Raw genomic sequence first — 23,875 nt, forward strand, 5'->3', positions numbered from 1 at the left:
AGGGTGTTCCTCGGCATCGACACCTCCCTCGGCACGGCCGTCGCGCTCGTCGACGCCGACGGGTTCGTCGTCGCCGAGGCGTCGAGCGACGACCCGCTGGGCCACGCCGAGGTGGTCGGCGATCTGCTCGCCGCCGTCACCGCGGGTCAGCGCATCACGCACGTGGTCTCCGGCATGGGTCCGGGTCCTTTCACCGGCCTGCGCGTCGGGATCGCCGCCGCGCGCGCGTTCGCCCTCGGCTGCGGCATCCCCGTCGTCCCCGTGCCGAGCCACGACGCCGTCGCGCTGCAGGTGCTCCTGGCCGATGCGGTCGAGAGCCGTGACACGCCGCGATTCGCGGTGGTGACCGATGCCCGGCGGCGGGAGTTCGCCTGCTCCGTCTACGACGGGCTGGACGACGACGGGCTCCCCGTCCGCGTGGGCGGTCCGCTCCTCTGGCCGCGCGACGAGACCGACGCGCGTCTCGCCGAGTCCGGAGCGCGCCGGGTCGATGCGGCGACGGTGCCCGCCGCTCTGCTCGCGACCGCCGCCGCCCGCGCCCTCGGCGCCGGTCGAGCGCTCGCCGGCGCGGAGCCGCTGTACCTGCGCTCGCCGGACGTCACCATGCCCCGCGGACCGAAGCGGGTGACCGCATGAGCCTGCGCGAGGCGACCGTCGCCGACCTCGACGGCATCATGGCCATCGAGCGGATGTCCTTCCTCGGTGACGCCTGGTCGACCGCGGTCATGGAGGCCGACATCGCCTCCCCGCACACCTGGTACGTCGTGTGGGAGGAGGGGGCCGGCATCCGCGGCTACGCCGGTCTGCGCGCGCCCGCGGGCTCCGCGGACGCCGACGTGCAGACCATCGCGCTCGCCGCCGACGCCCGCGGCCGCGGACAGGGCCGCGCCCTCCTCCGCGCGCTGCTCTCCGAGGCGACCCGGCGCGGCGCGCGCGAGGTGTTCCTCGACGTGCGCGACGACAACACCGCGGCGCAGTCGCTGTACGTCTCCGAGGGTTTCGTGCCGATCGGCCGCCGCCCGAACTACTACCCGGCCGACGGCGGGGTCGACGCGATCGTCATGAAGCTCGAGCTGCGCGGGTGGGTGGCGCATCATGCGAGGACGGATGCCGCGGCCCCCGGTCAGGAGTGGTGCACGTGAGCGCGGCCGAGCCGCTGGTGCTGGGCATCGAGACGAGCTGCGACGAGACCGGCATCGGCATCGTCCGCGGCCGCACCCTGCTGTCGAACACCATCGCGAGCAGCATGGATGAGCACGCCCGCTTCGGCGGTGTGGTGCCCGAGGTCGCAGCGCGCGCCCACCTGGAGGCCCTGCAGCCGGCCGTCGAGGCGGCGCTGGCGGAGGCGGGCGTCGCGCTCGCCGACCTCGATGCCGTGGCCGTCACGAGCGGTCCGGGACTCGCGGGTGCGCTGATGGTCGGCATCGGCGCCGCTAAGGCGCTCGCCGTCTCGCTCGACCGCCCGCTCTACGCGGTCAACCACCTCGTCGGGCACATCGCCGCCGATCTCCTCGACGAGGACGCACCGCCGCTGGAGTATCCGACCGTCGCGCTGCTGGTCAGCGGAGGGCACACCTCGCTCCTCCTCGTCCGCGACCTGACCTCCGACGTGGAGCTGCTCGGCGAGACCGTCGACGACGCCGCCGGCGAGGCGTTCGACAAGGTCGCACGCCTGCTCGGGCTGCCGTATCCCGGCGGGCCGGAGATCGATCGCGCCGCCGACGGCGCTGCCGGTCCCGCCGGCGACGCCACGGCCATCCGCTTCCCCCGGGGTCTGTCCCGCGCGTCCGACATGGCCGCCCACCGCTACGACTTCTCGTTCTCGGGGCTCAAGACCGCGGTCGCGCGCTGGGTGGAGCAGCAGGACGGCGACATCCCGGTCGCCGATGTCGCAGCATCCTTCCGCGAAGCGGTCGTCGACGTCCTCATCACGAAGGCGCTCGACGCCTGCGCCCGCTTCGAGGTGCCGCGGCTGCTGCTGGGCGGAGGCGTCGTGGCGAACCGCCGACTGCGCGACGTCGCGACCGAGCGCGCCGAGGCCGCGGGCGTGACGCTGCGCATCCCGCCGCTGTCGCTCTGCACCGACAACGGCGCGATGATCGCCGGGCTCGCGGCCGAGCTGATCTCCTCGGGCCGCCGTCCCTCGACGCTCGCGTTCGGGGCGGACTCCACCCTCCCGGTGACCGAGATCCAGGTCGCGGAGCGGTCGTGACCGACGATCGGGATGCTGCGGCCACCCCGTCGGGGTCCGACGACCGCCTCGGCGAGACGCCGCCGATCTTCCGCGCGCCGCCTCCGGCGGTCGTCCCAAAGACTCCGCACCCGGAGCCCGTCGTGGAGGCGCCGTCGCCGGATGTCGCGCCGGCCGGTGAGGACCTCGTGCTGCCGGGTGCGCATCGCGGCGGCTTCGCCCGGCTGCCGACGGCCCCTGTGGGTATCGCGGCGCCCGTCGTGCCCGTCGACGACGTCGCTCCCCGCGTGGAGTGGGCGCCGCGTGCGCCGGTGTCGCGCGGACTGTCGGCGTGGGCGCTGGCCTTCGCCGTGCCCGGCCTCGCCTTCTCGCTGATCGTGGGCTGGGGGTTCCCCATCGGACTCGTCGCCGTCGTGGTGGGCGTCATCGCGCTGCGGCGTCCGGCCGAGAGCCGCGGCACCGCGCTCTGGGCGATCTGCCTCGGCGCGCTCTCCGTGCTCTACAGCGCGGGCTGGCTCATCTGGGCGGCGCAGCGTCTCGCCGTCCTCGGCTGAGGCGTCGCGCGATTCAGACGCGGTCGGCCAGCAGCGTGAGCCGCTTCGACCCGATCCGCGTCACGATGAGCGTCGCGGAGGCGTCGCCGCGCAGCTTCAGCGACGTCCGCAGGCGGGCGGGATCGATGTCCACTCCCCGCTTCTTGATCTCCAGCACACCCACTCCGCGCTCGCGGAGGGCCCGTGACAGCGCCTTCACATCCGACGGAAGCTCCTCCCGCACGCGGAACGTCGACACGAACGGGCTCGTCAGCGGGGCGTCGGAGGTCAGGTAGGCGATGCCGTCGGCGAGCATCCCGGCATCGAGTGCGCGCGCCACGTCGCCGATGAGGCGCGCGCGGATGACCGCGCCGTCCGGCTCGTGCACAAAGGCCCCGAGCGGCCTCACCGGCTCGTCCTCCGCGTCGGCGGCGGCGGTCAGCTCGTGGGCGGCATCCCCGCGCATCATGAGCGCCGCCCGCCGCACACCCGGCCGGGCGAGCGCACCCGACCAGAGCACGAGCTCGATCGTGGAGCCGTCGGCGCTGACCCACTGCGCCTCGACGCCGTCGGGGATCGTGTCCCGGTCGAAGCCCGGCCCGAGCTTGATGCCGGTCGGCACACGGGCCGCGAGGGCGAAGGCCCAGTCCAGCGGCGGGGTGTGGTCCTCCGCGCGCAGGCGGGTGGTCTCGGAGTGCCCGGCCGTGCGGCGCGCGGGGTCGAGCCAGACGGCATCGACCGGGAGAGCGGATGCCGCGCCCGGCGCGTGATCCTCGGCGCGGCCGGCGCGCACCGACGCGTCCGCCCCGAACGGTGCGAGGTTGTACGCCGCGATCGCGGCCGTGATCTCGTCCGCGTCGACGGCGGTGACACGGAGCCCGAGGCCGGCGAACCCCATCGCGTCGCCGCCGATCCCGCAGCCGAGGTCGGCGACCGAGCGCATGCCGGCGTCGCGGAAGCGCGCCGCGTGACGTGCCGCCACCGAGAGCCGCGTGGCCTGTTCGAGGCCGGCGCGGGTGAACAGCATCCGCGCGGCGAAGTCGCCGAACTTCGGCTTCGCCTTCTCGCGCAGCCGTGCCTGCCCGACGACCGCCGACACCAGTGCGGGGGAGTGTCCGTCCGCACGCAGCCGCGAGACCGCGCGGGTGACGTCGGCCGTGGATGCGATGGCGGGCTGTGCGTCCAGCAGCCGGAGGCCTTCGGGCGTGAGGAGGGCGCTGAGCTCTGCCGAATCCATCCGGCCAGCCTACGACGCACCCCCGGCCGCTCCCGGCGGGGCCCCGCGCGGACGGTACCCCGTAACCCCCTAAGGGGCCCGGGGGCGTCCCCGCAAACCCCCCGCCGCAGCATCCCATTGTCCGGAGTCCTCCCCGATGCGACCCCCGGTGCCCGGCTCGTAGCGTGAGGCCAACATCACACCGGGGTCTGTCCCCGAGATTGGGAAAGAAACCATGGCGGACAACACCAGCGTCGCTGGCTCCTACAACACCGGCGTGTGGGGCTCGGGCAACGAGGACAACACGACCAACAACGCGAACCTGAACCTCGGCATCGCGGACTCCTTCAACGCGGACGACTCCACGAACGACAGCGGCAACAGCGCCGTGGGCATCGCCGATTCCTACAACGAGGACAACTCGGTCAACGACAGCGGCAACGCCACGACCGACATCACCGACTCGTGGAACACCGACTCCAACGACGTCGTCACCGACACCGCCGACTCGTTCAACGACAACTCGGACAACTCCGACAACTCGGACAACTCGGACAACTCCGACAACTCGGACAACAGCGACAATTCCGACAACAGCGACAACTCGGACAACTCCGACAACTCGGACAACTCCGACAACAGCGACAACTCGGACAACTCCACGACCGACAACAGCGACAACTCGGTCAACGACTCCTACAACGACAACTCGGTCGACATCACGGAGGACTCGTACAACTCCTGGACCGACGACAACTCGGTGACCGTCGGCGTCCGCGACTACAGCACGGGCCTCGGCAACCTCAGCATCGGCGGCGGCGCCGCAGGCACCGGCACCGGTGACGTGTGGGTCAACAACCAGAACACCATCATCGACCAGTCGGTCAACGGCGCCGGTGACGGCGGCTTCGCCGGCGGCGGGTCGGCGGTCGTGGCCTCGGGTGAGGACTCGATGGCTGCGGGCGACGGCATCAGCATCGTCAACACGATGGACTCGTCCGAGACCATCACGGCGACCGACGGCAGCGTCAACATCGGCAACGAGACGACGATCACCACCGTCACCGACTCGTACAACGAGTACAACGAGACCAACGAGTGGACCGACAACTCGGTCGACACCACGGTCACCGACTCGTACAACGACAACTCGAGCGACTGGAGCGCGACGGACTCGTTCAACGACAGCTCCGCCGACTGGAGCGCGGCCGACTCGTTCAACGACAACTCGACCGACTACAGCGCGATGGACTCGTTCAACGACGAGAGCAGCCAGCTGTGGACGACGGACATCAACGCCGACGTCGACGTCATCATCGACAGCCAGAACGCCGCCGTCCTCGACGGCTCCGACTTCGCCGGCTGACACAGACCGCCCGGCCGCCGCCGCCTCGTGGCGGCCGGGCACCACATCCGTCCTCCCCGGACGGATGACACGACTTCACCACCCTCTTCCAGAAAGCGACGGCCATGGCCACCTTCGACGCCACAGACGACTCGTTCAACACCCGCGTGCGCGACTCGTTCAACACCACCACCACCACCAACAACGCCACCCTCGGCGCCGACCTCGACAACGTCGGCAACACCGACGCCTCGACCAACAACAGCGGCAACTCCGCCTGGTCGATCGACGGCAGCGGCAACACCGACAACTCGACCAACGACAGCGGCAACGTCGACTGGTCGATCGACGGCAGCGGCAACACCGACTCGAACGACACCACCACCACCACCACGGGGTCGGGCAACGACAACTCCGACAACTCCGACAACTCCGACAACTCGGACAACTCGGACAACTCCGACAACAGCGACAACTCGGACAATTCCGACAACAGCGACAACTCGGACAACTCGGACAACAGCGACAACTCGGACAACTCCGACAACTCGGTGACGGACAACAGCGACAACTCCGTCAACGACTCGTACAACGACAACAGCCTCGGTGTCATCAGCGGCTCGTACAACAGCAGCATGGACGACCACTCGGTGGCCGTCGGTGTCCGCGACTACAACACCGGCATGGGCGACCTCGACCTCGGCGGTGCCGGCGGCGGCGGCGGAGACGTCTGGGTCAACAACCAGAACACGATCGTCGACCAGTCGGTGAACGGCGCCGGCGACGGCGACTTCTCGGGCGGCGGCTCCGCGGTCGTGGCCTCCGGCGACGGCTCGATGGCGGCCGGCGAGGGCATCTCGATCACGCAGGTGCGCGACTCCTCCACCACGATCTCGGCCGACGGCGGCGACGTGAACCTCAACAACGACACGCGCATCACCACCATCGACGGCTCGTACAACACCTCCACCGTCGAGACCACGTGGACCGACAACTCCGTCGACACCAGCATCGCCGACTCATACAACGACAACTCCGACAGCTACACCGCGGCCGACTCGTTCAACGACAGCTCGGACAGCTACACGTCGACCGACTCGTTCAACGACAACTCGGACAGCTACAGCGCCGCCGACTCGTTCAACGACCTGTCGGTCACGCACGACGAGAGCAACTGGAACATCGACGCCGACGTGATCTGGGGCAGCGACGACTCCGTCATCGCCCAGGACGCGACGGTGGACGTCGACCCCGGCGACTGGGCAAGCTGAGGATCCGTATCCCGACCGGCACCGAATAGCGATCAGGACCTGACGGCCCTGGGTGGGAGACCGCCCGGGGTCGTCGGGCGTCGAACGAGAGGTCGACCATGCCCCCCACCACCCGTACGACCGAGGATGCCGCAGCCGACGTGGTCGCGGCCCGTCCCGCCGCCGACCTGCTCGCGCTGGTGGAGCGCACGGCGGGCCTGTCCGACTCCGTCGGACGCTCGGACCTGGTCTCCCGGCTCTCCGAGACCCGGCAGCGGCTGATCGACCCCTACGTGCGGGTGATCATCGTCGGGCAGTTCAAACAGGGCAAGAGCAAACTCGTCAATGCGCTGGTGAACGCACCCGCGTGCCCCGTGGACGACGACATCGCCACCAGCGTGCCGACCTCCGTCTCATACGGCGAGGAACCCGAGGCGTTCGCCCTGATCCGCCGCGACGAGGGCACCGAGCCGTCGATCGAGCGGCGGCCGATCGCGCTGGACGACCTCGCCGAGTTCGTCTCCGAGAAGGGCCAGGGCGGTAAGGGCCTCGAGGTCGTGGGCGCAGAGGTGAAGATCCCGCGCGCCCTGCTGAAGGGCGGCCTCCGCCTCGTCGACTCCCCGGGCGTCGGGGGAGTCGAGTCGACCCGCTCCGTCAGCACGCTCGCGGCCCTGTCGACCGCGCACGCCGTGCTGCTCGTCTCCGACGCCTCGCAGGAGTACACCGAGCCGGAGGTGCAGTTCCTGCGGCACGCGCTGCGCGTGTCGCCGAACGTGGCCGCGGTGCTGTCGAAGACCGACATCTATCCCGAGTGGCGCCAGATCGAGCAGATCGACCGGTCGCACCTCGGCGACGTGGGCCGCATCCCGATGTTCGCCGTCTCCAGTGACCTGCGGATGATGGCGGCCCAGGAGCAGGACCGCGAGCTCAACGAGGAGTCCGGGTTCCCGGCCCTCGTCGCCCACCTTCGTCGCGACGTGCTCGGGCGGGCGGAGGCCGTGCACCAGCGCGCCGCCGTGCACGACCTCGTCTCGGTCGTCGACCAGCTGGGCATGGCCGTGAAGACCGAACTGCGCGCGCTGCAGCATCCGGAGGACACCCCGGTGATGATCGCCCGTCTCGAGGACGCCAAGGCGCGCGCGGACGAGTTCCGCAGCCGCTCCTCGCGCTGGCAGGTCACGCTCTCCGACGGCATCGCCGATCTCATCTCCGACACCGAGCACGATCTGCGCGACCGCCTGCGCAAGGTGCAGCGCGAGGCCGAGCAGTCCATCGACGAAGGCGACCCGGGGCCGATCTGGGACCAGATCGCGGAATGGCTCGACCTGCGCGTGTCCGCCGCCGTCTCGGAGACCTTCGTCTGGACCAACGAGCGCTCGCGCTGGCTGTCCGAGCGGGTCGCCGACGAGTTCGTCAGCGGCGAGTCGGAGCTGCCCTTCATCGACGTGGGCGACACCGACGGCATCCTCGATCCCGTGGAGCACCTCCAGGGCATGGAGGAGGGCCGCCTCGGCGCGGCCGAGAAGATCTACATCGGCGTCCGCGGCTCCTACGGGGGCGTGCTCATGGCCGGTCTCGCAACGAGCCTGGTCGGACTCAGCCTGATCAACCCGCTGTCGCTGCTCGTCGGCGTGCTGGTCGGTCGCCGGGCCTATCGGGAGGACATGTCCTCACGTCTGTCGCGACGCCAGGCCGAGGCGAAGATGCTCGTCCGCCGGCACATCGAGGACGTCGTGTTCCAGGTCGGCAAGCAGCTCAAGGACCGGCTCCGGCTGGTGCAGCGCGTCTCGCGCGACCACTTCGGCGCGATCGCCGACCAGCTGCACCGGTCGCTCTCGGAGTCGGTGCTGGCGGCCAAGCAGGGGGCGACGGTCTACGCGAGCGATCGCGACGGCCGGATCGCCCAGCTGCAGACGCAGCTGGGGCGCATCGAGGCGCTCCGCCGGCAGATACCCGCACCCCTCGAGGTGCAGGCCGTCCCCGGCGATGCCGACGCCCGCGCCGCGGCGGGGACGGCACGATGATCTGCGGTCGGCGCATGTGGGGGCTCCGCCGATGAGCCGCGGGGCGTCGGGCGAGGTCGGCCTGCTGGTCGACCTCGCCCGCGACGTCTATGCCGACGACGCGACGGCGACGGATGTGCTCCAGGCGGCGCGCGCCCGCCTGCGCGAGCCGCTGCGGCTCGCGGTCGCCGGGATGGTGAAGGCCGGCAAGTCCACGCTGCTCAACGCCCTGATCGGCGAGCAGATCGCCCCGACCGACGCGGGGGAGTGCACGCGCACCGTCACCTGGTACCGGTACGCCAAGACCGCACGCGTCACCGCCCACCTCGTGGGCGGCGGCGAGGTGCGCCTGCCGGTGCGACGGTCGGCGGGCGCCCTGGTGCTCGACCTCGACGGACGCACGGCCGACGACGTGTCGCGCATCGATGTGGAGTGGCCCTCGGAGAACCTCCGCGGCACCGTCCTCATCGACACCCCGGGCATCGCGTCGCTCTCCGAGCGCGTCTCCGCGCGCTCGACGCGGTTCCTGACGCCATCGGACGCTCCGTCCGAGGCCGACGCGATCTTGTACCTCCTGCGGCACATCCACGCGTCGGACGTGTCGTTCCTCGAGGCGTTCCACGACACCGCCGCCGGCGCCGCGCAGACCGTCAACGCGGTCGCCCTGCTCTCCCGGGCCGACGAGATCGGCGCGGGCCGCATCGACTCCCTGCTCTCGGCCGCGCGGATCGCGGGGCGGTACCGCGCCGACGGCGAGCTGCGCTCGATCGCGCTGGAGTGCATCCCGGTCGCGGGCCTCCTCGCCGAGGCTGCGCGCACACTCCGGGAGAACGAGTTCGCCGCGCTGCGGGAGCTCGCCGACCTCGACCGCAGCACCCGCGACCGCATGCTCATCTCGGTCGACCGCTTCACGCGTCCCACGACCGACTGCTCGCTCTCGCCGGCGCAGCGCCGTGCCCTGCTCGCCCGGTTCGGGATCTTCGGCATCCGCCTCGCCACGGCCCTCATTCGCGGTGGAGCCCGGACGTCGTCGGAGCTATCCGAGAGACTGGTGCAGCAGAGCGGTCTGGTCGACGTGCAGCGCTTCGTCGCCGAGCAGTTCCGGGCGCGCGCCGGGGCGCTGAAGGCGCGGACCATCCTCGACACGCTCGAGCGTCTCATCCGCGATCGGCCCCGTCCGGGGACGGCCTCCGTGCACGCCGGCATCGAGCGCATCCGCTCGTCCAGCCATGATCTCCGGGAGCTCGATCTGCTCGCGCTGCTGCGCACCGGCGGTCCCACCGTCCTGCCGGAGGACGCCGTCGAGGCCGAGCGCATCATCGGCGGTGCGGGCACGGCGTCGCTGTCTCGCCTCGGGCTCGGGGAGTCGGCGCGTCCGTCCGACGTCGATGACCGCGTCCGGTCGCTCCTCGGCCACTGGCGCGCCCTGAGCGAGAGCCCCCTCAGCGACCGCCGGACGGTGGAGACCTGCCACGTCGTGATCCGCAGCCTGGAAGGCGTGGCGGCTCAGCGGGCCTTCGACGGGACGAGCCGGTCCGACGACGACGGACCGGCTGTCCCGGAGTCAGATGCCGGCGCCGGCGGACGGGGCGACGGGACCCCGGCGGATGTCGTGCTTGCGGGCGGTCCAGGCAAGAGCGGGCGGTAGGGCGCTCACCAGCAGGCCGAGGGTGGCCAGCGCGAGCTGGACGAGCAGGATCTGCTCGAGCGGCGCACCGCGCTCGCCGAACGCGACGATCTCCCGCGCCAGCAGGAAGACTCCGCCCGAGAACATGAGGGAGCCGAACTGCCACCACCGCACATTCGGGCGGCGGGCGGCGAACGACACCTGCAGCATGATCTGCAGCAGGATCACGACGACGGCCGGAGTGAAGACGGTCCAGAACAGGATGTCGGCCGCCGTGGTGTACGTCGCCTCCTGACGCGTGCCGTCCACGGCGCGCACCAGATCCGCGATGGCGGGCAGCTGCGCCTGCCGGATGACGAACATGTAGATGACGCCGGCGGCGCCGGCGGCGAGGCTCGCGATCCAGAGGATGCGGCTGACGGCGATCAGGAACGGCGGGCGCACCTTCACCAGGACCGGCGGCGCCTCCTTGTCTGCCAACGACGGACGCTGCGGCATCCCCGTCGCACCCGTCGCGTCCGCACCGGAAGACGCGCGAAGGTGCTCGAGTGAGGTGCCGGTGTCGGAGGTCACGTGCTCCTGGACCGGTGCGGCCGCAGCATCCGCCGCCGGGTTCTCGGGGGGCGGCGACTGCTCGCCGGCTCTCCTCGGCTTGAGGGGCGACCGCACGCTCAGTACTCCTCGCCCGCCGCGGCGGTGTCGGGGAGCATCGCGTCATCGGAGGCGTAGTCGTCGGACTCGGTGCTGACGTCGGCCTCGGCGTACTGCGCGGCGGCGTCGGCGTAGGGGTCCTCGGCGGGGGCCGCCTCGGCGAACTCCTCGGCCGGCGCGGCCTCCTCGGCGGGGGCCTCCTCGACGGGGGCGTCATCGAGCGGGGTCTCTTCGATGATCATCGCGGCGTCCGCGTCGGCGGCGACCACGGTGGTGGATTCGTCGGTGAAAGATCCGTCGACGGCCACGGTCGTGGAGCCGTCGTTGAAGGAGTCGTCGGTGTCGACGGTGGTGGACTCGTCGTTGTTCGATCCGTCGGTGTCGACGGTGGTCGATCCGTCGTTGTACGAGCCGTCGGTGTCGACCGTGGTGGAGCCGTCGGTGGTCGTGTCGGTGTCGGTGTCCTCGTCGAACGAGTCGTCGATGATCGTCACGTCGGTGTCGTTGCCCATGTTGACGTCGTCTCCGGCGTTGATCGTCGTCGACTCGTCCTTCGTCTGGTCGATGTCGACCGACCCGCCCGCAGCGATCGTGTCGTCGCCCGAGGCGACGACCGCGTCGTTGTCGAAGTTCTGCGTCACGTCGCCCTCGGCCCAGATGTTCTGGTTCACCGACTGGTCGACGATCGTGTCGCGGTCATCGACCGTCTGGAAGTGGTTCGTGATGTTCTTGATCTCGCGCACCACCGCATTGGACTCCTGGCTGGGCCCACGCCCGCCGCCTCCGCCGCCGTTCCCGCCGGAGCCGCCGCCGTCCACGTGGACCACCTTCGTCACACCGACCGGGACCTGCACGACGCTGGTGCGCTCGATGATGACGGGCGCGACGCTCTGCACGTCGTGGGCGGAGACGTTGTTGAGCCCGCACCGCGACAGCGCGGCCTGCGGGTCGTCCTCGAACTCCGCGGCCGCGACCGGATCCTTCAGCAGGCTCAGGATGAATTCGATCAGGGCGTCGGCGACTGTGGCGAGCGTCATGCTCATGCTCGGCTCCTCTTGGTAGGGCGTCTGTTCAACGTAGAACGTCGGCGTGGGGGGCGCGTCGGGGTATATCCCCAACGACGCCGGGATCTATAGGGGGGTCTCACCCCAGGAGTGGGGGATGTGCCGGCGCTCACGCCGACGCCCGGTTCTGCGCTCCGCCGTCGTCGGCGGATTCGTCGAGGGCCACGCGGAGCTTGGCGATGAGGTCGGAGCGGTTCGTGGCGCCGAGCCGGCGGCGGATGCGGGCGATGTGGTGCTCCGCCGTGCGGGGGCTGATGAAGATCGCCGTGCCGATCTCCGCGTAGGTCTTCCCCTGGACGACGAGGGCGGCCACCTCCAGCTCCCGGGCGCTGAGCTCGCTGTGCGAGCGCGGCTTCGACGGGGATGCCGGAGCCTCCTCCATCGCGGTGGGGCGCACCTCCTCATGGGGGTGCAGCCTCCGGGCGACGGCCAGGAGCCGCGAGATCGTGCGACGCTCGTCGGTGAGTCCGGCGCCGTGGCCGGCCAGCCGGGCGCCGTCCCAGGCCAGTCCGACCGCGGACAGGCCGAGCGCGGCATCCTCCACCGCATCGGCGTCGACGGTGCCGGCCAGCACCGAGGTCCACACCCGGCCCGCCTGGGCCATGGTCGCGGCGAGCCGGTTGTGGGCGGCGGCCTCGACGAGGGCCCGTGCGTGCGGGCGCAGCTGCGCGGGGCTGTCGAGCAGGATCGCGCGCTGCACGCCGGCCCAGTGCAGGTGGGCCGACCACAGCGGCGGCGAGCCGAGCCGGGACATGCTCGCCAGCGCCTCGGTGAAGTGCGGCTGCACGCGGTCGATCTCGCCGACGCGCACCGCCGTGACGACGAACTCGCCGAGGGGCAGGATGCTGTACAGGTCGAACTGGGCGCGCAGCAGGCTCTCGCGCGCGCCCCGCCACGCCGTGGTCAGTGCGGCGGCGTCGTGGTAGCGGCGCGCGATGGCCACGGTCAGGGCGTCGAGCAGGAGACGCTCGCGCGGAGCGAGGCTGCGCGCGTCGGGGAGGATGCCGGCCAGCGTCGACTCCACGTCTCCGGCGCGCTCCTGCTGCAGCGCGACCCAGGCCTTCCACAGCAGCAGCCGGCGCTGTGCCCACGCGCCGCCGTGCCCGGCATTCACAGCCGACTCCAGCACCGAGTGGGCGACCTCGGGCTCGCCCAGGTTGAGGGCGGCCAGCGCCGCCAGCACGGCGGGCAGCTCGGGGGTCGGGCCGCTCGCACCGGACGCGGAGTACATCTCGGAGGCGCGCACGAGGTCGTGCAGTGCGGACTGCCCCGATCCGGTCAGCGACTGGGCGAGGCCGCGGCTGAGCAGGTCGGTCGCGACCGAGAGGGTGGAGGGGATGGTGCGCCCCGGCGCCGCCGTGGCGTGCCGCAGTCCGCGCTCCCGGTCGGCGACGGCGATCGCGGCCACGCTCGCGTGGGCGGAGGTGAGGGGGCTGCGCGGAACGGCGCTGCGGTACACCTGGTCGCTCATCGGCAGCAGGCCGCGCGCAGCCCAGATGGAAGCGGACAGGTCGATCGCGGCATCCCGGTCGGCATGCCCTTCGGGCACCTCCACGGAGTCCAGCGCGGAGCCGGCGGCGTCGATCGCCCCGAGCGCCCAGGCGGCGGATGCCACGCGGACGGCGACCACCGTCTCGTCGGCGCCGGACTCCTGGGCGCTGCGGTAGAGCTCCCGCGCGCGCCCCGGGTCGGTCGTCAGCATCTCGTCGCCGCGGTGCAGGAGCGCCGCGGCCAGCCGTGGGTCGCGGACGCCGGCGGGCAGGCGCAGCGACGCGTCGGCGGCGGCGTCATCGGTGAAGGCGCGGATGAGGCGCTCCACCGAGAGGGTGGACAGCACCGCGTCGCGCACCAGGGGCATGGGGCTGCCGTTGGACAGGAGGAACCCCTCGGCGTACGCGGCGAGGACGAGCGCCGGCTCGGCGTCGGGTGCGGGCTCGCCCTCGGACGCGAGGCAGACCGCCTCGACGAAGGCGCGCACGGCGGGTGTGCTCGAGCGCAGGCGATGGGCCACCACATCCTGCAGGGCGTCCGCGGTCTCCGGATGGCGCGGATCGTCGCACCGCTCGCCGTCGTGGACGGCCAGCGCCTCGGCGACGAGCCAGGCCGCGCCGCCGGTGGTGGAGAGGATGTCGCGGAGGCACGCCGTGGTCAGGCTGGTGCCGCGCTCCTCGAGATGCGCGGCCACGTCGGCGCGCGACACGTGACCGAGCACGAGTGCGGGCTGCGACTGCTCGAGGATGCGGGTGGCGGCCTCGGCCGGGGCGCCCGGGAGGAGCGGGCGGCAGGCCACCAGCAGCCCCGCGTCGACGTCGGCGGCGCGATCGGCCACCGCCGCCAGCAGGGCGGGGTCGAGGAGGTGCGCATCGTCCACCAGGAGCACGTCGCTCTGAGGAAGTCCCGGCACGTCGACGGCGGAGGTGAGGCGCACGACAGCCGTTCCGCCGGCCGCGATCCGCTGCCGCAGGCGGCGCAGCAGCCGCGACTTGCCCGACCCTGCCGGTCCGATGATCAGGGCGCGGTGCGGTGCGCCGCCGGTGGCGAGCACCTCCGCGTGGGTGCGGGCGAGGATCGGCAGGAGCGCGGGCGGTTCGGCAGAGGACAGATGGCCGGACATCCGGGGGGCGGCGTTCATCGGGTCGTCTCCTCCGCCGGCGCCGGGGTGGCGGCTGCCGGATCGTCCTCCCCGCCGAACAGCACGACGGGGGTGTCCGCCGGCTGCAGGAGCGGGGTGGCGCTGTCGGAGGGCGAGGGGACTCCGGGTGCGGGCGTGGTGGCCGGCGTCGACGACGCGGGCGGCGTCTCGGTGTCGGCGTCCGCGCCGTCGGGCAGCGATCCCGACAGCACGGTGATGGCGATGCCGCCGGCGAGGACGAGGGCTCCGGCGATGACGGATGCCGCAGCCGGCCCCCGTCCGAGCCATCCGCGTCGCGCGGGGCGGGGGGCGGGTGTCTCCGCGGCGGAGGCGGCGACGTCGCCGGCGCGGGCGGCCGTGCCCCGCGCGTCGGCGCCGGATGCGGCGCTTCCGGCTTCCGTCGCCGCGGCGGCGCCGGCGCGGGTCGGCACCCACATCCTGCGCGGCTTCTTCTGCGGGCCGACCGCCGGCGAGGGCGCCGGCTCCTCGTCGAAGACGTCGTCGTCCACCGGGACGTCGACACGGAAGGACGCCGCGGCGGCCATCGCCGCACCGAGCGCGATGATCGCCTTCGGGTCGGCGTCGACGGCGATGGGGCGGTCGAACCTCTCCGAGAGCAGCTGCGCGACACGGGGGATGCGCGAGGACCCGCCCGTCAGGAGGATGGCGTGCAGGTCGTCGCCGTCGGTGTCGAGGTCGGCCGCGGTCATGGCCTCCGCGAGCACGTCAGCCGTCTTGCCGATGGACTCCTCGATCATGTCCTCGAACTCCGAGCGCGTCAGGCGGACGGTCGTGCGTCCGCCGCCGATCATGATGGGCACGACGGCCTCGGAGTCGAACGACAGCGATTCCTTCGCGTCGATGCATTCCCGGCGCATCGCGGCCCACGCCACCCGGCTCTCGTCGTCGATCCTCATGGCCTCGGGCCCGATCCCCGCCGCGGTGACCGCGTGGCGCAGCACCAGATCGTCGAAGTCGGATCCGCCGAGCGCCGCCATCCCGGCCGGCTCGCCGGCGACCGCGAGCACGCCGTCGTGCGTCTTGCGCAGCACCACGGCGTCGAAGGTGCCGCCGCCGAGGTCGTAGACCGCCAGGAAGCGCCCCGGCGGCACGGCTCGCGACGCCTCGTAGCGACGCGCGGCGGCCTCCGGTTCGGTGAGCAGCAGCACGTCCTTCCAGCCTGCGCGCGCCAATGCCCCGCGGACGGCGTCGATGCGGTGACCGCGCCACTCGACGGGGACCGTCACGGCCACGCCGCTGGGCGGAGCGCCCTCGCGCTCGGCGACGACGTCGATGACCCAGGTGACGACCTCGGCGAAGACGTCCTCGGGAGCGAAGCGCCGGTCGCCGGCGAGGATCGGGACGTCGTCGCCGATCCGCCGCTTGAACTCGCGGATGACGCGCTCCGGCTGCGCGATGGCCCGCCGTGCGGCGGCGTCACCGAACAGCAGCTCCCCGTCGGCGACGAACACCGCGCTCGGCGCGCTGTCGCTGTGACGCCCCAGCGGGAACGACACGGGCTCGGCATGTTCCGCCGCCCGCATCGTCGCCGCCGCCGTGCGGCTGGTGCCGACATCGACGGCAAGGTAGTACGACGTGCTCATCTGCGATCAACCCCAGAAGATCAGGTGGGGGACTCCGGCCGATCATTCCCAGTCATCGTGCCGCCCCGCACAAGTCCTATTCGGGTCCAGTGAAATATCGGATTGGCCGCACCGCAAGGGGATGGACGGATCGATTCCCCCGGGCTGGCACTCGCGTTGCGGGAGTGCCAGCGCTTCCCTAGACTGGTGTTAGCACTCGCCATGGGTGGGTGCTAACAAGTCTTCCGTTCCGAAGCGTTGAGAAAGAAGAGGTAGACCGTGTCGGTTTCCATCAAGCCGCTCGAAGACCGCATCGTCATCCAGCAGGTCGAGGCTGAGCAGACCACCTCCAGTGGTCTCGTCATCCCCGACACCGCCAAGGAGAAGCCCCAGGAGGGCGAGGTCGTGGCCGTCGGCCCCGGCCGCATCGACGACAACGGCAACCGCGTCCCGATCGACGTCGCCGTGGGCGACCGCGTGATCTACAGCAAGTACGGCGGCACCGAGGTCAAGTTCGGCGCCGACGACTACCTCGTGCTGTCGGCACGCGACGTGCTGGCGGTCGTCGTCCGCTGAGACGCCCCCGCATGACAGAAGGTCCGGACGCTTCGGCGTCCGGGCCTTCTTCGTTCCACCCCCGCGCGTTCTTCGCTCCCGCCGTCCGGGGTCTCTCCAGCGGGCCCTCCACCCGGAGGCCACGCAGGTCGGTGTGGACCTGCCCGCGCCGCGGAGGCCGGTCCTAGGCTGGAACGATGACGTCCCGCGCGCCCTCCGCCCCCGCTGCGGCGTCGCCCGCGGATCCGGCTCGCGAACGCACCCTCGGCGGCCTCTACGCCCTGGCGGCGTATCTCCTCTGGGGCTTCCTGCCGCTCTATTTCCTGCTCCTCGTGCCGACGGGTCCGTGGGAGCTGGTCGCCTGGCGCATCCTGTTCTCCCTGGTCTTCTGCGTCCTCCTCCTCGCGGTCACGCGCGGCTGGCAGCGGTTCGGAGTCATCCTCCGCAGTCCGCGCCTGCTGGGGTGGACGGCCCTGGCGGGCGCCTTCATCTATGTCAACTGGCAGGTCTTCATCCTCGGCACGCTGTCGGGGCACGTGATCGAGACGAGCCTGGGCTACTTCATCAATCCCGTCGTCACCGTGCTGTTCGGCGTGCTGTTCCTGCGCGAGCGTCTGAGGGTCACCCAGTGGGTCGCCATCGGGCTGGCCGTCGTGGCCATCGCCGTCATCGTCTTCGGCTACGGCCGGTTCCCGTGGATCGCGCTGTCGCTCGCGTTCTCGTTCGGGCTCTACGGGCTCGTGAAGAAGCGGATCGGCCCGTCCGTCGACGCCGTGAGCGGACTCACGCTCGAGACGGTGTGGCTGATCCCCGTCGCCGTGGTGCAGCTCCTCGTCGTCTCCTCCGTCACAGGTCTCACGATCGGCACCGCGGGGCCTGGACACACGGTTCTGCTGCTCCTCGTGGGCGTCGTCACGGCCGTGCCGCTGCTGCTCTTCGCGTCGGGCGCCCGTCGCGTGCCGCTCACCGTCATCGGGCTGCTGCAGTTCGCCGCGCCCATCCTGCAGTTCATCACCGGCGCCTGGCTGCTGGGCGAGACCATGACCCCCGAGCGCTGGTTCGGCTTCGGCCTGGTGTGGCTCGCGCTGATCGTGCTCTCCGCCGACTCTGTGATTCACGCGCGCCGTCTGCGCGGAGTCTCCGATGTCGCCGCATTCACCTGATCGGACGCGAAATCACGGGCTTGGATAACGATTGGGTCGCGTAACACATCGTTAACCAGTTGCAACACTCGCGAGACAGGCGGCGGGCTAGGTTTGGGGGCACTGGGCCGGCGCCCGAGCCGCGCCCGCGTTCATACACAGCAAGGAGCAACATGAACGTCTTCTCACGTACCCGCACCGGAAAGATCCTCGGCGTCATCGCCGTGGCCGGCGCGAGCGCTCTCGTCCTCGCCGGCTGCGCCGGCGGTGGAGGCGGCACAGCGTCGTCCGCCTCGTCGGGACCCGCCGAGGACCTCACCCTCAAGATCGGCACCGTCCTGCCCCAGACCGGCAGCCTCGCCTTCCTCGGCCCGCCCGAGGAGGCCGGCGTCGGACTCGCCGTCACCGAGGTGAACGAGGCCGCCAAGGGCATCACCATCGACGCGACCTTCGGCGACTCGGGTGACGCCGACAACAAGGCGTTCGAGACCACGGTCCCGAAGCTGCAGGCCGCGGGCGTGTCCGCGATGATCGGCGCCGCGGCATCCGGCGTCACCAAGCTGTTCCTCGACAGCAACGTCAGCGCCGGCATCATCACGTTCTCCCCCGCCAACACGTCGCCCGACTTCACCACGTGGGACGACAACGGCCTCTACTTCCGCACCGCCCCCAGCGACCTGCTGCAGGGCGAGGTTCTCGCGAACCTCATCGCGGAGGACGGCCACAAGAACATCGGCATCATCTACCAGAACGACGCCTACGGCACCGGCCTCTTCGGCGTCGTCAAGGAGGTCTTCGAGGGCACCGGCGGAAAGGTCGTCGCCGACGCGTCCTACAACGACGGCGACTCCTCGTTCGACGCCCAGGTCGCGACCATCACGGCGGCCAAGCCCGACGCGGTCGTGCTGATCACGTTCGACCAGTTCGCGACCATCGCGCCGCTGCTGTCGAACGCCGGCATCGCCCCCGCCGACTACTACCTGGTCGACGGAAACCTCAAGAACTGGGGCACCGACGTCGCCGTTCCGCTCGAAGGTGCCAAGGGAACGCTCCCCGGCCCGAAGCTGTCGGACGACTTCCAGGAGCGCCTCAACGAGAACTGGACCGCCGCGGGCAACACCGAGCTGGCGGACTACTCCTACTCGGGTGAGTCCTACGACGCGGTCGTGCTGCTCGCGCTCGCATCGCTGGCCGCCAAGTCGACCACCGCGACGGACGTCGCCGCGAAGCTGCAGGAGGTCTCCGGCGGCACGGGCGACGGCGAGAAGTGCACCACCTTCGCCGACTGCGCCGACATCATCAACGGCGGCGGCGTCGCGGACTACGACGGCTACTCCGGACCGGTGACGTTCGACGAGAACGGCGACCCGACCGAGGCCACGATCGGCATCTACCAGTACGGCGCCGACAACAACTACGCGCGCATCAACTGATACGCCTGTGACGCGAGGGCCCCGGAGCGATCCGGGGCCCTTTCGCGTGCCCGGTGCGCGCCCGCGTGCTGAGCCCGCGTGCGGAGTCCGCGCAGCGTGCTGAGTCCCCGCGGCCGGGCGCCCGCGTGCGGAACCGGAGGAGATGTGGGGATCCGGAGGACCGTGCCGCAGCATCCCTCCTCCCGCTCCGCACATCTCCTCCCGATCGCACGGCACGATACGTGAGGTGATGCGCCGGGCACACGGAAGAGGGACCGGATGCCGCGGCATCCGGTCCCTCTCGACGCTCGCGTCAGCTCTCGTCGGCGCCCAGGGTGCCGAGGTACAGGCCGATGACCTTGGGGTCGTTGAGCAGTTCGCGGCCGGTGCCCTCGTAGGCGTCGCGACCCTGATCCAGCACGTACCCGCGATCGCAGATCTGCAGGCAGCGGCGGGCGTTCTGCTCGACCATGATCGTCGTCACGCCGGCCTTGTTGATGTCGGAGACGCGGATGAAGGCGTCGTCCTGGCGGACGGGGGAGAGGCCGGCGGACGGCTCGTCGAGGAGCACGACGGACGGGTCCATCATCAGCGCCCGCGACATGGCCACCATCTGGCGCTCGCCGCCGGAGAGCGAGCCCGCGCGCTGCTTGAGACGCTTCCCCAGCTCCGCGAAGATGCCGGTGACGAACTCGAGGCGCTCCTTGTAGATCTTGGGGTTCTGGAAGAGCCCCATCTGCAGGTTCTCCTCGATCGACAGAGAGGGGAAGACGTTGTTCGTCTGCGGGACGAACGCCACCCCGCGCTGCACGAGCTTGTCGGCCTTGAGCCCGACGATGCTGTCGCCGTTGACGGTGATCTCGCCGCCGCGCACCTTGACCAGGCCGAAGATCGCCTTGAGCAGCGTCGACTTGCCGGCGCCGTTCGGGCCGATGATGCCGATCAGCTCGCCCTTCCGGGCGATCAGGTTCGTGCTGTTGAGGATGTTGACGCCGGGCAGGTAGCCCGCCACCAGGTCCTTCACCTCGACGACGACCCGGTCGCTCTTGCCCTCGGCGAGCGCGCTGGCGCCCGAGACCGCGGTGGAATCGCCCCTCATCGCTTGCCCTCCTCGGCCTCCTCGACGGAGACCTCGCGTTCTTCCTTGATCTCTTCCAGCAGCTGCACCGCGGAGGTGTCGAGCTCGCCGGCCACACGGCCGGTGACCACGCCGAGGTCGACATCCTGGTGGCTGCCGAGGTACGCGTCGATCACGGCCTGGTCGTTCATGACCGTGTCGGGCGGGCCTTCGGCCACCACCCGGCCCTCGGCCATGACGACGACCCAGTCGGCGATGTGGCGCACCATGTGCATGTCGTGCTCGACGAACAGCACCGTCATGCCGAGGTCCTTGAGGTCGAGGATGTGGTCCAGCAGCGACTGCGTCAGCGCCGGGTTCACCCCGGCCATCGGCTCGTCGAGCATGACGAGGGCGGGGTCGCTCATGAGCGCGCGTGCCATCTCCAGCAGCTTGCGCTGACCGCCGGAGAGGGATGCCGCGAAGTCGGCCTCCTTGGCGTCGAGCTTGAAGCGCGTCAGAAGGTCACGCGCCTTGTCCTCGTTCACCTTCTCCTGCTTGCGCCAGATGGCGGGGAAGAAGCTCTGCCAGAACTTCTCACCGCTCTGGTTCGGAGCGCCGAGCTTCATGTTCTCGAGCACCGTGAGGAGCGACAGCGCCTTGGTCAGCTGGAACGTGCGCACCTGACCCATCCGGGCCACCTTGAAGGCGGGGATGCCGGCGAGGCTCTTGCCGTCGTACGACCACGTTCCCGAGTTGGGCTTGTCGAAGCCGCACAGCAGGTTGAACAGCGTGGTTTTGCCGGCGCCGTTCGGACCGATGAGGGCCGTGATCGCATTGCGCGGGATCTCGAGGTGCTCGACGTCGACCGCGGTCAGGCCGCCGAAGCGACGCGTGACGTTGTCGACGACCATGATCGGGTCGTTCTTGGCGACGCCGGGGACGTTCTCGCCCTTGGCGAGTCCCGTGGTCTTCGGACGCGCCACGCTCCCCGTCGTGGGGGCCGCATCGGCCGCCACCCCGTCGATCGGCTCGTTACTTGACAAAGGTCATCTCCCTCTTGTCGCCGAGGATGCCCTGCGGTCGGAAGATCACCAGGAGCATGAGTGCCACGCCGACCAGGATGAACCGCAGCGTGCCGGCCTGGATGTCTGACATGGGAAGGTAGCCCGCCGAGGCGAGCTCGGGCAGCAGGTTGCCCAGCAGCGCCATGACCATCCAGAAGATGATCGCACCCAGCGAGGGGCCGAAGATCGTCGCGGCTCCGCCCAGCAGCAGGATCGTCCAGATGAAGAAGGTGAGCGACGTGGTGTAGCTCGACGGGACGACGGCGGAGGGGAGGACGTAGACGATGCCGCCCATCGCGCCGATCACACCGCCCACGACCAGCGACTGCATCTTGTAGGCGAAGACGTTCTTGCCGAGCGAGCGCACGGCGTCCTCGTCTTCGCGTATGCCCTTGAGCACGCGCCCCCACGGGCTGCGCATCAGCGCCCACACGACGAAGATCGCCAGCGCGAGCATCAGGAGGCCGAACACGCGCATCCAGAGCTCCTGCTCGTTGTACGTGAAGGGGCCGAAGCCGTAGGTGCCCGAGGGGAACGGGTTCGCCGACCGGAACCCGTCGTGGTACCCGCCGAGCCCGTCGGCCGAGTTGGTGAACTCGTCGAAGACCTGCGTCGTGAAGAGCAGCCGCACGATCTCCGCAGCGGCGATGGTCACGATGGCGAGGTAGTCGGCTCGCAGACGAAGCGTCGGAATGCCGAGTGCCACGGCGAACACCGCAGCCAGCAGGAGGCCGATGATCATTCCGAGCCACCAGGGGAGGCCGAAGCTGAGGACCGAGATCGCGTAGCCGTAGCCGCCGAGGGCCATGAAGCCGGCCATGCCGAAGTTCAGCAGGCCCGTGAACCCGAAGTGCACGGCCAGACCCGTCGCCGCGAGCGCGTAGGCGATCGTGACGGGGCTCAGCAGAGCAGCGAGTGTGTTTCCGAGGATGGCGCCCCAATCCATGGCGGCTACCCCAATCTCTCTTTGCGACCGAGCAGGCCCTGCGGTCTGATCAGCAGGATGAGGATCAGCACGACCAGCGCGCCGGCGTACTTGAGGTCGGACGGGATGAACAGCGTGGAGGTCTCCACGACGATCCCGACGATGATCGAGCCGACGAGGGCGCCGAACGCCGTTCCCAGTCCGCCGAGCGTGATGGCGGCGAAGATCAGCAGCAGCATCTGCGTGCCCATGTCCCACCGCACGCCGGGGCGGAAGTACGCCCACAGGATGCCGGACAGGGCCGCGAGGACTCCCGCTAGCACCCACACGATGCGAATGACGCGGTCGACGTTGATGCCGGACGCCGCGGCGAGCTGGGGGTTGTCGCTGATGGCGCGCGTGGCCTTGCCGATGCGGGTGCCCAGCAGGAAGTAGGCGACGCCGAGGATGACGATGATGCTGACGCCCATGCTGATGAGGTCGATGTAGGACAGTGAGATCGGCCCGAACTGCAGCGGAGTGGGGCTCGCGCCCGGCAGCTGGAAGGTCGATCCGCCGATCAGGTACTGGTAGAAGTAGCGCAGCGCCAGGGACAGGCCGATGCTGACGATCATCAGCTGCACCGTTCCGAGCCCTCTTCGCCGGAGTGGTCGCCAGAGACCCGCGTCGAGGGCGAGCCCCAGGATGCCTCCGCCCAGGACCGCCACGATGAGGCCGGCCCACAGCGGCAGCTGCCAGAAGGTGGTCGCCATCAGCGCGACGAGCGCGCCCCACGTCACCATCTCGCCGTGCGCGAAGTTCGACAGGCCGGTCGTGCCGTAGATGAGGGCGGCGCCCATGGCCGCCAGCGCCAGCAGCAGACCGAAGTTGAGGCCGTTGATGATGCGGGAGAAGAGCTGATCGGCGAACGACTGCGTCTGCCTCTCTCCCTCGCCGAGGAAGAGGTTCACGATCTTGGACCCGGTGAGGCCGAACTCCACCTCCTGAGAGGCGGAGTCGCCGGCGACGATGACGCCGTCCGGCAGCGTCGACTCGTCGACGGTGAGCGTGAACGTCGCCTTCTCGGGCACGTACAGGCGCCACTTGCCCTCGGCGTCGGTGACGGTCGAGGCGTCGAACCCGCCGCCGTCGACCGACAGCTTCACGTCGGGCACGGGCTTGTCGTCGAAGGTGATGACGCCCGCGAAGTAGAAGTCGGTCTTCTCCTGGTCGCCGCCGGGGGTGTCGGGGGCGGCGGCGTAGGCGGCCAGCGGCGAGCCCACGGCCATGAGCGCCACGGCAAAGGCGGCCACCAGGAGCACGAACCACCTCAACGGGCGTCGTGCGGTCGCGATCGTGGAACCCACGGAACCTCCAGTTAGTCACCACTGCAGACCGGAGCCTCGGTGGACATCGGCCTTGATGAACGGTACGAGCGTAATGTGTCGGTTCTGTTTCGCGTACCGGCCGATTCCGAGACGTGATCGAATCGGAACTCCGGCCCACCATACGGGGAATCCAGTCCCGTTCCGGGTTCCCGCCCCCGTCGTGTACGCGCGCACGCGGGAACAAAAGCGCGGTGCGCCCGCTTAGAATCGGTGTCGGAGCCGGCGGACATCGTGTCGCTGCGCACCGGCCGTCGT

Annotated in this window: 20 protein-coding genes; 11 read left to right on the top strand and 9 right to left on the bottom strand. The window is 70.7% G+C overall.

Annotated features, from left to right (window positions below):
* Positions 1 to 3: 3 nt before the first annotated feature.
* Genes tsaB through CVS47_RS02595 form a run of 4 tightly spaced genes read left to right on the top strand, consistent with a single transcriptional unit; the run spans position 4 to position 2,745 of the window.
* Positions 4 to 636, top strand: a complete 633-nt coding sequence (gene tsaB / locus CVS47_RS02580; protein WP_127094688.1) for a tRNA (adenosine(37)-N6)-threonylcarbamoyltransferase complex dimerization subunit type 1 TsaB — start codon at positions 4 to 6, stop codon at positions 634 to 636.
* Positions 633 to 1,142, top strand: coding sequence for a ribosomal protein S18-alanine N-acetyltransferase (rimI, locus tag CVS47_RS02585; RefSeq protein WP_127094689.1), 510 nt, complete (start codon positions 633 to 635; stop codon positions 1,140 to 1,142). The genes tsaB and rimI overlap by 4 nt, the downstream gene beginning before the upstream one ends.
* Positions 1,139 to 2,212 (top strand): tRNA (adenosine(37)-N6)-threonylcarbamoyltransferase complex transferase subunit TsaD, encoded by a 1,074-nt coding sequence (tsaD, locus tag CVS47_RS02590; protein ID WP_127094690.1) that lies wholly within the window; start codon positions 1,139 to 1,141, stop codon positions 2,210 to 2,212. Before rimI ends, tsaD begins: the two co-directional genes overlap by 4 nt.
* The gene (locus CVS47_RS02595) at positions 2,209 to 2,745 is read left to right on the top strand and encodes a RodZ family helix-turn-helix domain-containing protein (RefSeq protein ID WP_241240249.1); all 537 of its coding nucleotides are present in this window, start codon (positions 2,209 to 2,211) and stop codon (positions 2,743 to 2,745) included. The genes tsaD and CVS47_RS02595 overlap by 4 nt, the downstream gene beginning before the upstream one ends.
* A 13-nt stretch (positions 2,746 to 2,758) precedes the next feature.
* Here CVS47_RS02595 and CVS47_RS02600 read toward each other — a convergent pair whose 3' ends face one another.
* On the bottom strand, positions 2,759 to 3,961 hold the full coding sequence (locus tag CVS47_RS02600) for a class I SAM-dependent methyltransferase (RefSeq protein WP_127094691.1): 1,203 nt from the start codon (positions 3,959 to 3,961) through the stop codon (positions 2,759 to 2,761).
* Positions 3,962 to 4,175: 214 nt separating this feature from the next.
* On the opposite strand from CVS47_RS02600, the gene CVS47_RS02605 reads away from it, so the two are divergent.
* From CVS47_RS02605 to CVS47_RS02620, 4 genes are all read left to right on the top strand, one after another.
* Positions 4,176 to 5,306 (top strand): hypothetical protein, encoded by a 1,131-nt coding sequence (locus CVS47_RS02605; protein WP_127094692.1) that lies wholly within the window; start codon positions 4,176 to 4,178, stop codon positions 5,304 to 5,306.
* Positions 5,307 to 5,410: 104 nt separating this feature from the next.
* The gene (locus CVS47_RS02610) at positions 5,411 to 6,556 is read left to right on the top strand and encodes a hypothetical protein (RefSeq protein ID WP_127094693.1); all 1,146 of its coding nucleotides are present in this window, start codon (positions 5,411 to 5,413) and stop codon (positions 6,554 to 6,556) included.
* Positions 6,557 to 6,654: 98 nt separating this feature from the next.
* Positions 6,655 to 8,559: a dynamin family protein gene (locus CVS47_RS02615; protein WP_127094694.1), complete on the top strand. Its 1,905-nt coding sequence runs from the start codon at positions 6,655 to 6,657 to the stop codon at positions 8,557 to 8,559.
* Between the two features lie 31 nt (positions 8,560 to 8,590).
* Positions 8,591 to 10,186 carry a dynamin family protein gene (locus tag CVS47_RS02620; protein WP_127094695.1) on the top strand — a complete coding sequence of 532 codons (1,596 nt, stop codon included), beginning with the start codon at positions 8,591 to 8,593 and terminating at the stop codon, positions 10,184 to 10,186.
* Here CVS47_RS02620 and CVS47_RS02625 read toward each other — a convergent pair.
* The 4 genes from CVS47_RS02625 to CVS47_RS02640 form a co-directional block, all read right to left on the bottom strand.
* Entirely contained in the window at positions 10,103 to 10,834 is a 732-nt protein-coding gene (locus CVS47_RS02625) for a hypothetical protein (RefSeq protein WP_127094696.1), read from the bottom strand. The genes CVS47_RS02620 and CVS47_RS02625 overlap by 84 nt on opposite strands.
* 2 nt (positions 10,835 to 10,836) lie before the next feature.
* A complete protein-coding gene (locus CVS47_RS02630; RefSeq protein ID WP_127094697.1) occupies positions 10,837 to 11,859 on the bottom strand; it encodes an IniB N-terminal domain-containing protein in 1,023 nt (340 codons plus the stop codon).
* 130 nt (positions 11,860 to 11,989) lie between these two features.
* Positions 11,990 to 14,512, bottom strand: a complete 2,523-nt coding sequence (locus tag CVS47_RS02635) for a helix-turn-helix domain-containing protein (protein WP_127094698.1) — start codon at positions 14,510 to 14,512, stop codon at positions 11,990 to 11,992.
* Positions 14,509 to 16,116, bottom strand: coding sequence for an Hsp70 family protein (locus CVS47_RS02640; RefSeq protein WP_127094699.1), 1,608 nt, complete (start codon positions 16,114 to 16,116; stop codon positions 14,509 to 14,511). The genes CVS47_RS02635 and CVS47_RS02640 overlap by 4 nt, the downstream gene beginning before the upstream one ends.
* A gap of 258 nt (positions 16,117 to 16,374) precedes the next feature.
* On the opposite strand from CVS47_RS02640, the gene groES reads away from it, so the two are divergent.
* From groES to CVS47_RS02655, 3 genes are all read left to right on the top strand, one after another.
* Positions 16,375 to 16,671 carry a co-chaperone GroES gene (groES, locus tag CVS47_RS02645; protein WP_127094700.1) on the top strand — a complete coding sequence of 99 codons (297 nt, stop codon included), beginning with the start codon at positions 16,375 to 16,377 and terminating at the stop codon, positions 16,669 to 16,671.
* A gap of 176 nt (positions 16,672 to 16,847) precedes the next feature.
* A complete protein-coding gene (rarD, locus tag CVS47_RS02650) occupies positions 16,848 to 17,813 on the top strand; it encodes an EamA family transporter RarD (protein ID WP_127094701.1) in 966 nt (321 codons plus the stop codon).
* Between the two features lie 152 nt (positions 17,814 to 17,965).
* Positions 17,966 to 19,225 (top strand): ABC transporter substrate-binding protein, encoded by a 1,260-nt coding sequence (locus CVS47_RS02655; protein WP_127094702.1) that lies wholly within the window; start codon positions 17,966 to 17,968, stop codon positions 19,223 to 19,225.
* A 292-nt stretch (positions 19,226 to 19,517) separates the two neighbouring features.
* Here the strand turns inward: CVS47_RS02655 and CVS47_RS02660 are convergent, their stop codons facing one another.
* From CVS47_RS02660 to CVS47_RS02675, 4 genes are all read right to left on the bottom strand, one after another.
* Positions 19,518 to 20,303: an ABC transporter ATP-binding protein gene (locus tag CVS47_RS02660; protein WP_127094703.1), complete on the bottom strand. Its 786-nt coding sequence runs from the start codon at positions 20,301 to 20,303 to the stop codon at positions 19,518 to 19,520.
* Entirely contained in the window at positions 20,300 to 21,175 is an 876-nt protein-coding gene (locus CVS47_RS02665; protein WP_206502813.1) for an ABC transporter ATP-binding protein, read from the bottom strand. Before CVS47_RS02665 ends, CVS47_RS02660 begins: the two co-directional genes overlap by 4 nt.
* A 121-nt stretch (positions 21,176 to 21,296) precedes the next feature.
* The gene (locus CVS47_RS02670) at positions 21,297 to 22,274 is read right to left on the bottom strand and encodes a branched-chain amino acid ABC transporter permease (RefSeq protein ID WP_127094704.1); all 978 of its coding nucleotides are present in this window, start codon (positions 22,272 to 22,274) and stop codon (positions 21,297 to 21,299) included.
* A 5-nt stretch (positions 22,275 to 22,279) separates the two neighbouring features.
* Positions 22,280 to 23,599 (bottom strand): branched-chain amino acid ABC transporter permease, encoded by a 1,320-nt coding sequence (locus tag CVS47_RS02675; RefSeq protein WP_241240250.1) that lies wholly within the window; start codon positions 23,597 to 23,599, stop codon positions 22,280 to 22,282.
* Positions 23,600 to 23,875: the final 276 nt, after the last annotated feature.

The organism is Microbacterium lemovicicum (assembly GCF_003991875.1).
Classification (GTDB): Bacteria; Actinomycetota; Actinomycetes; order Actinomycetales; family Microbacteriaceae; genus Microbacterium; species Microbacterium lemovicicum.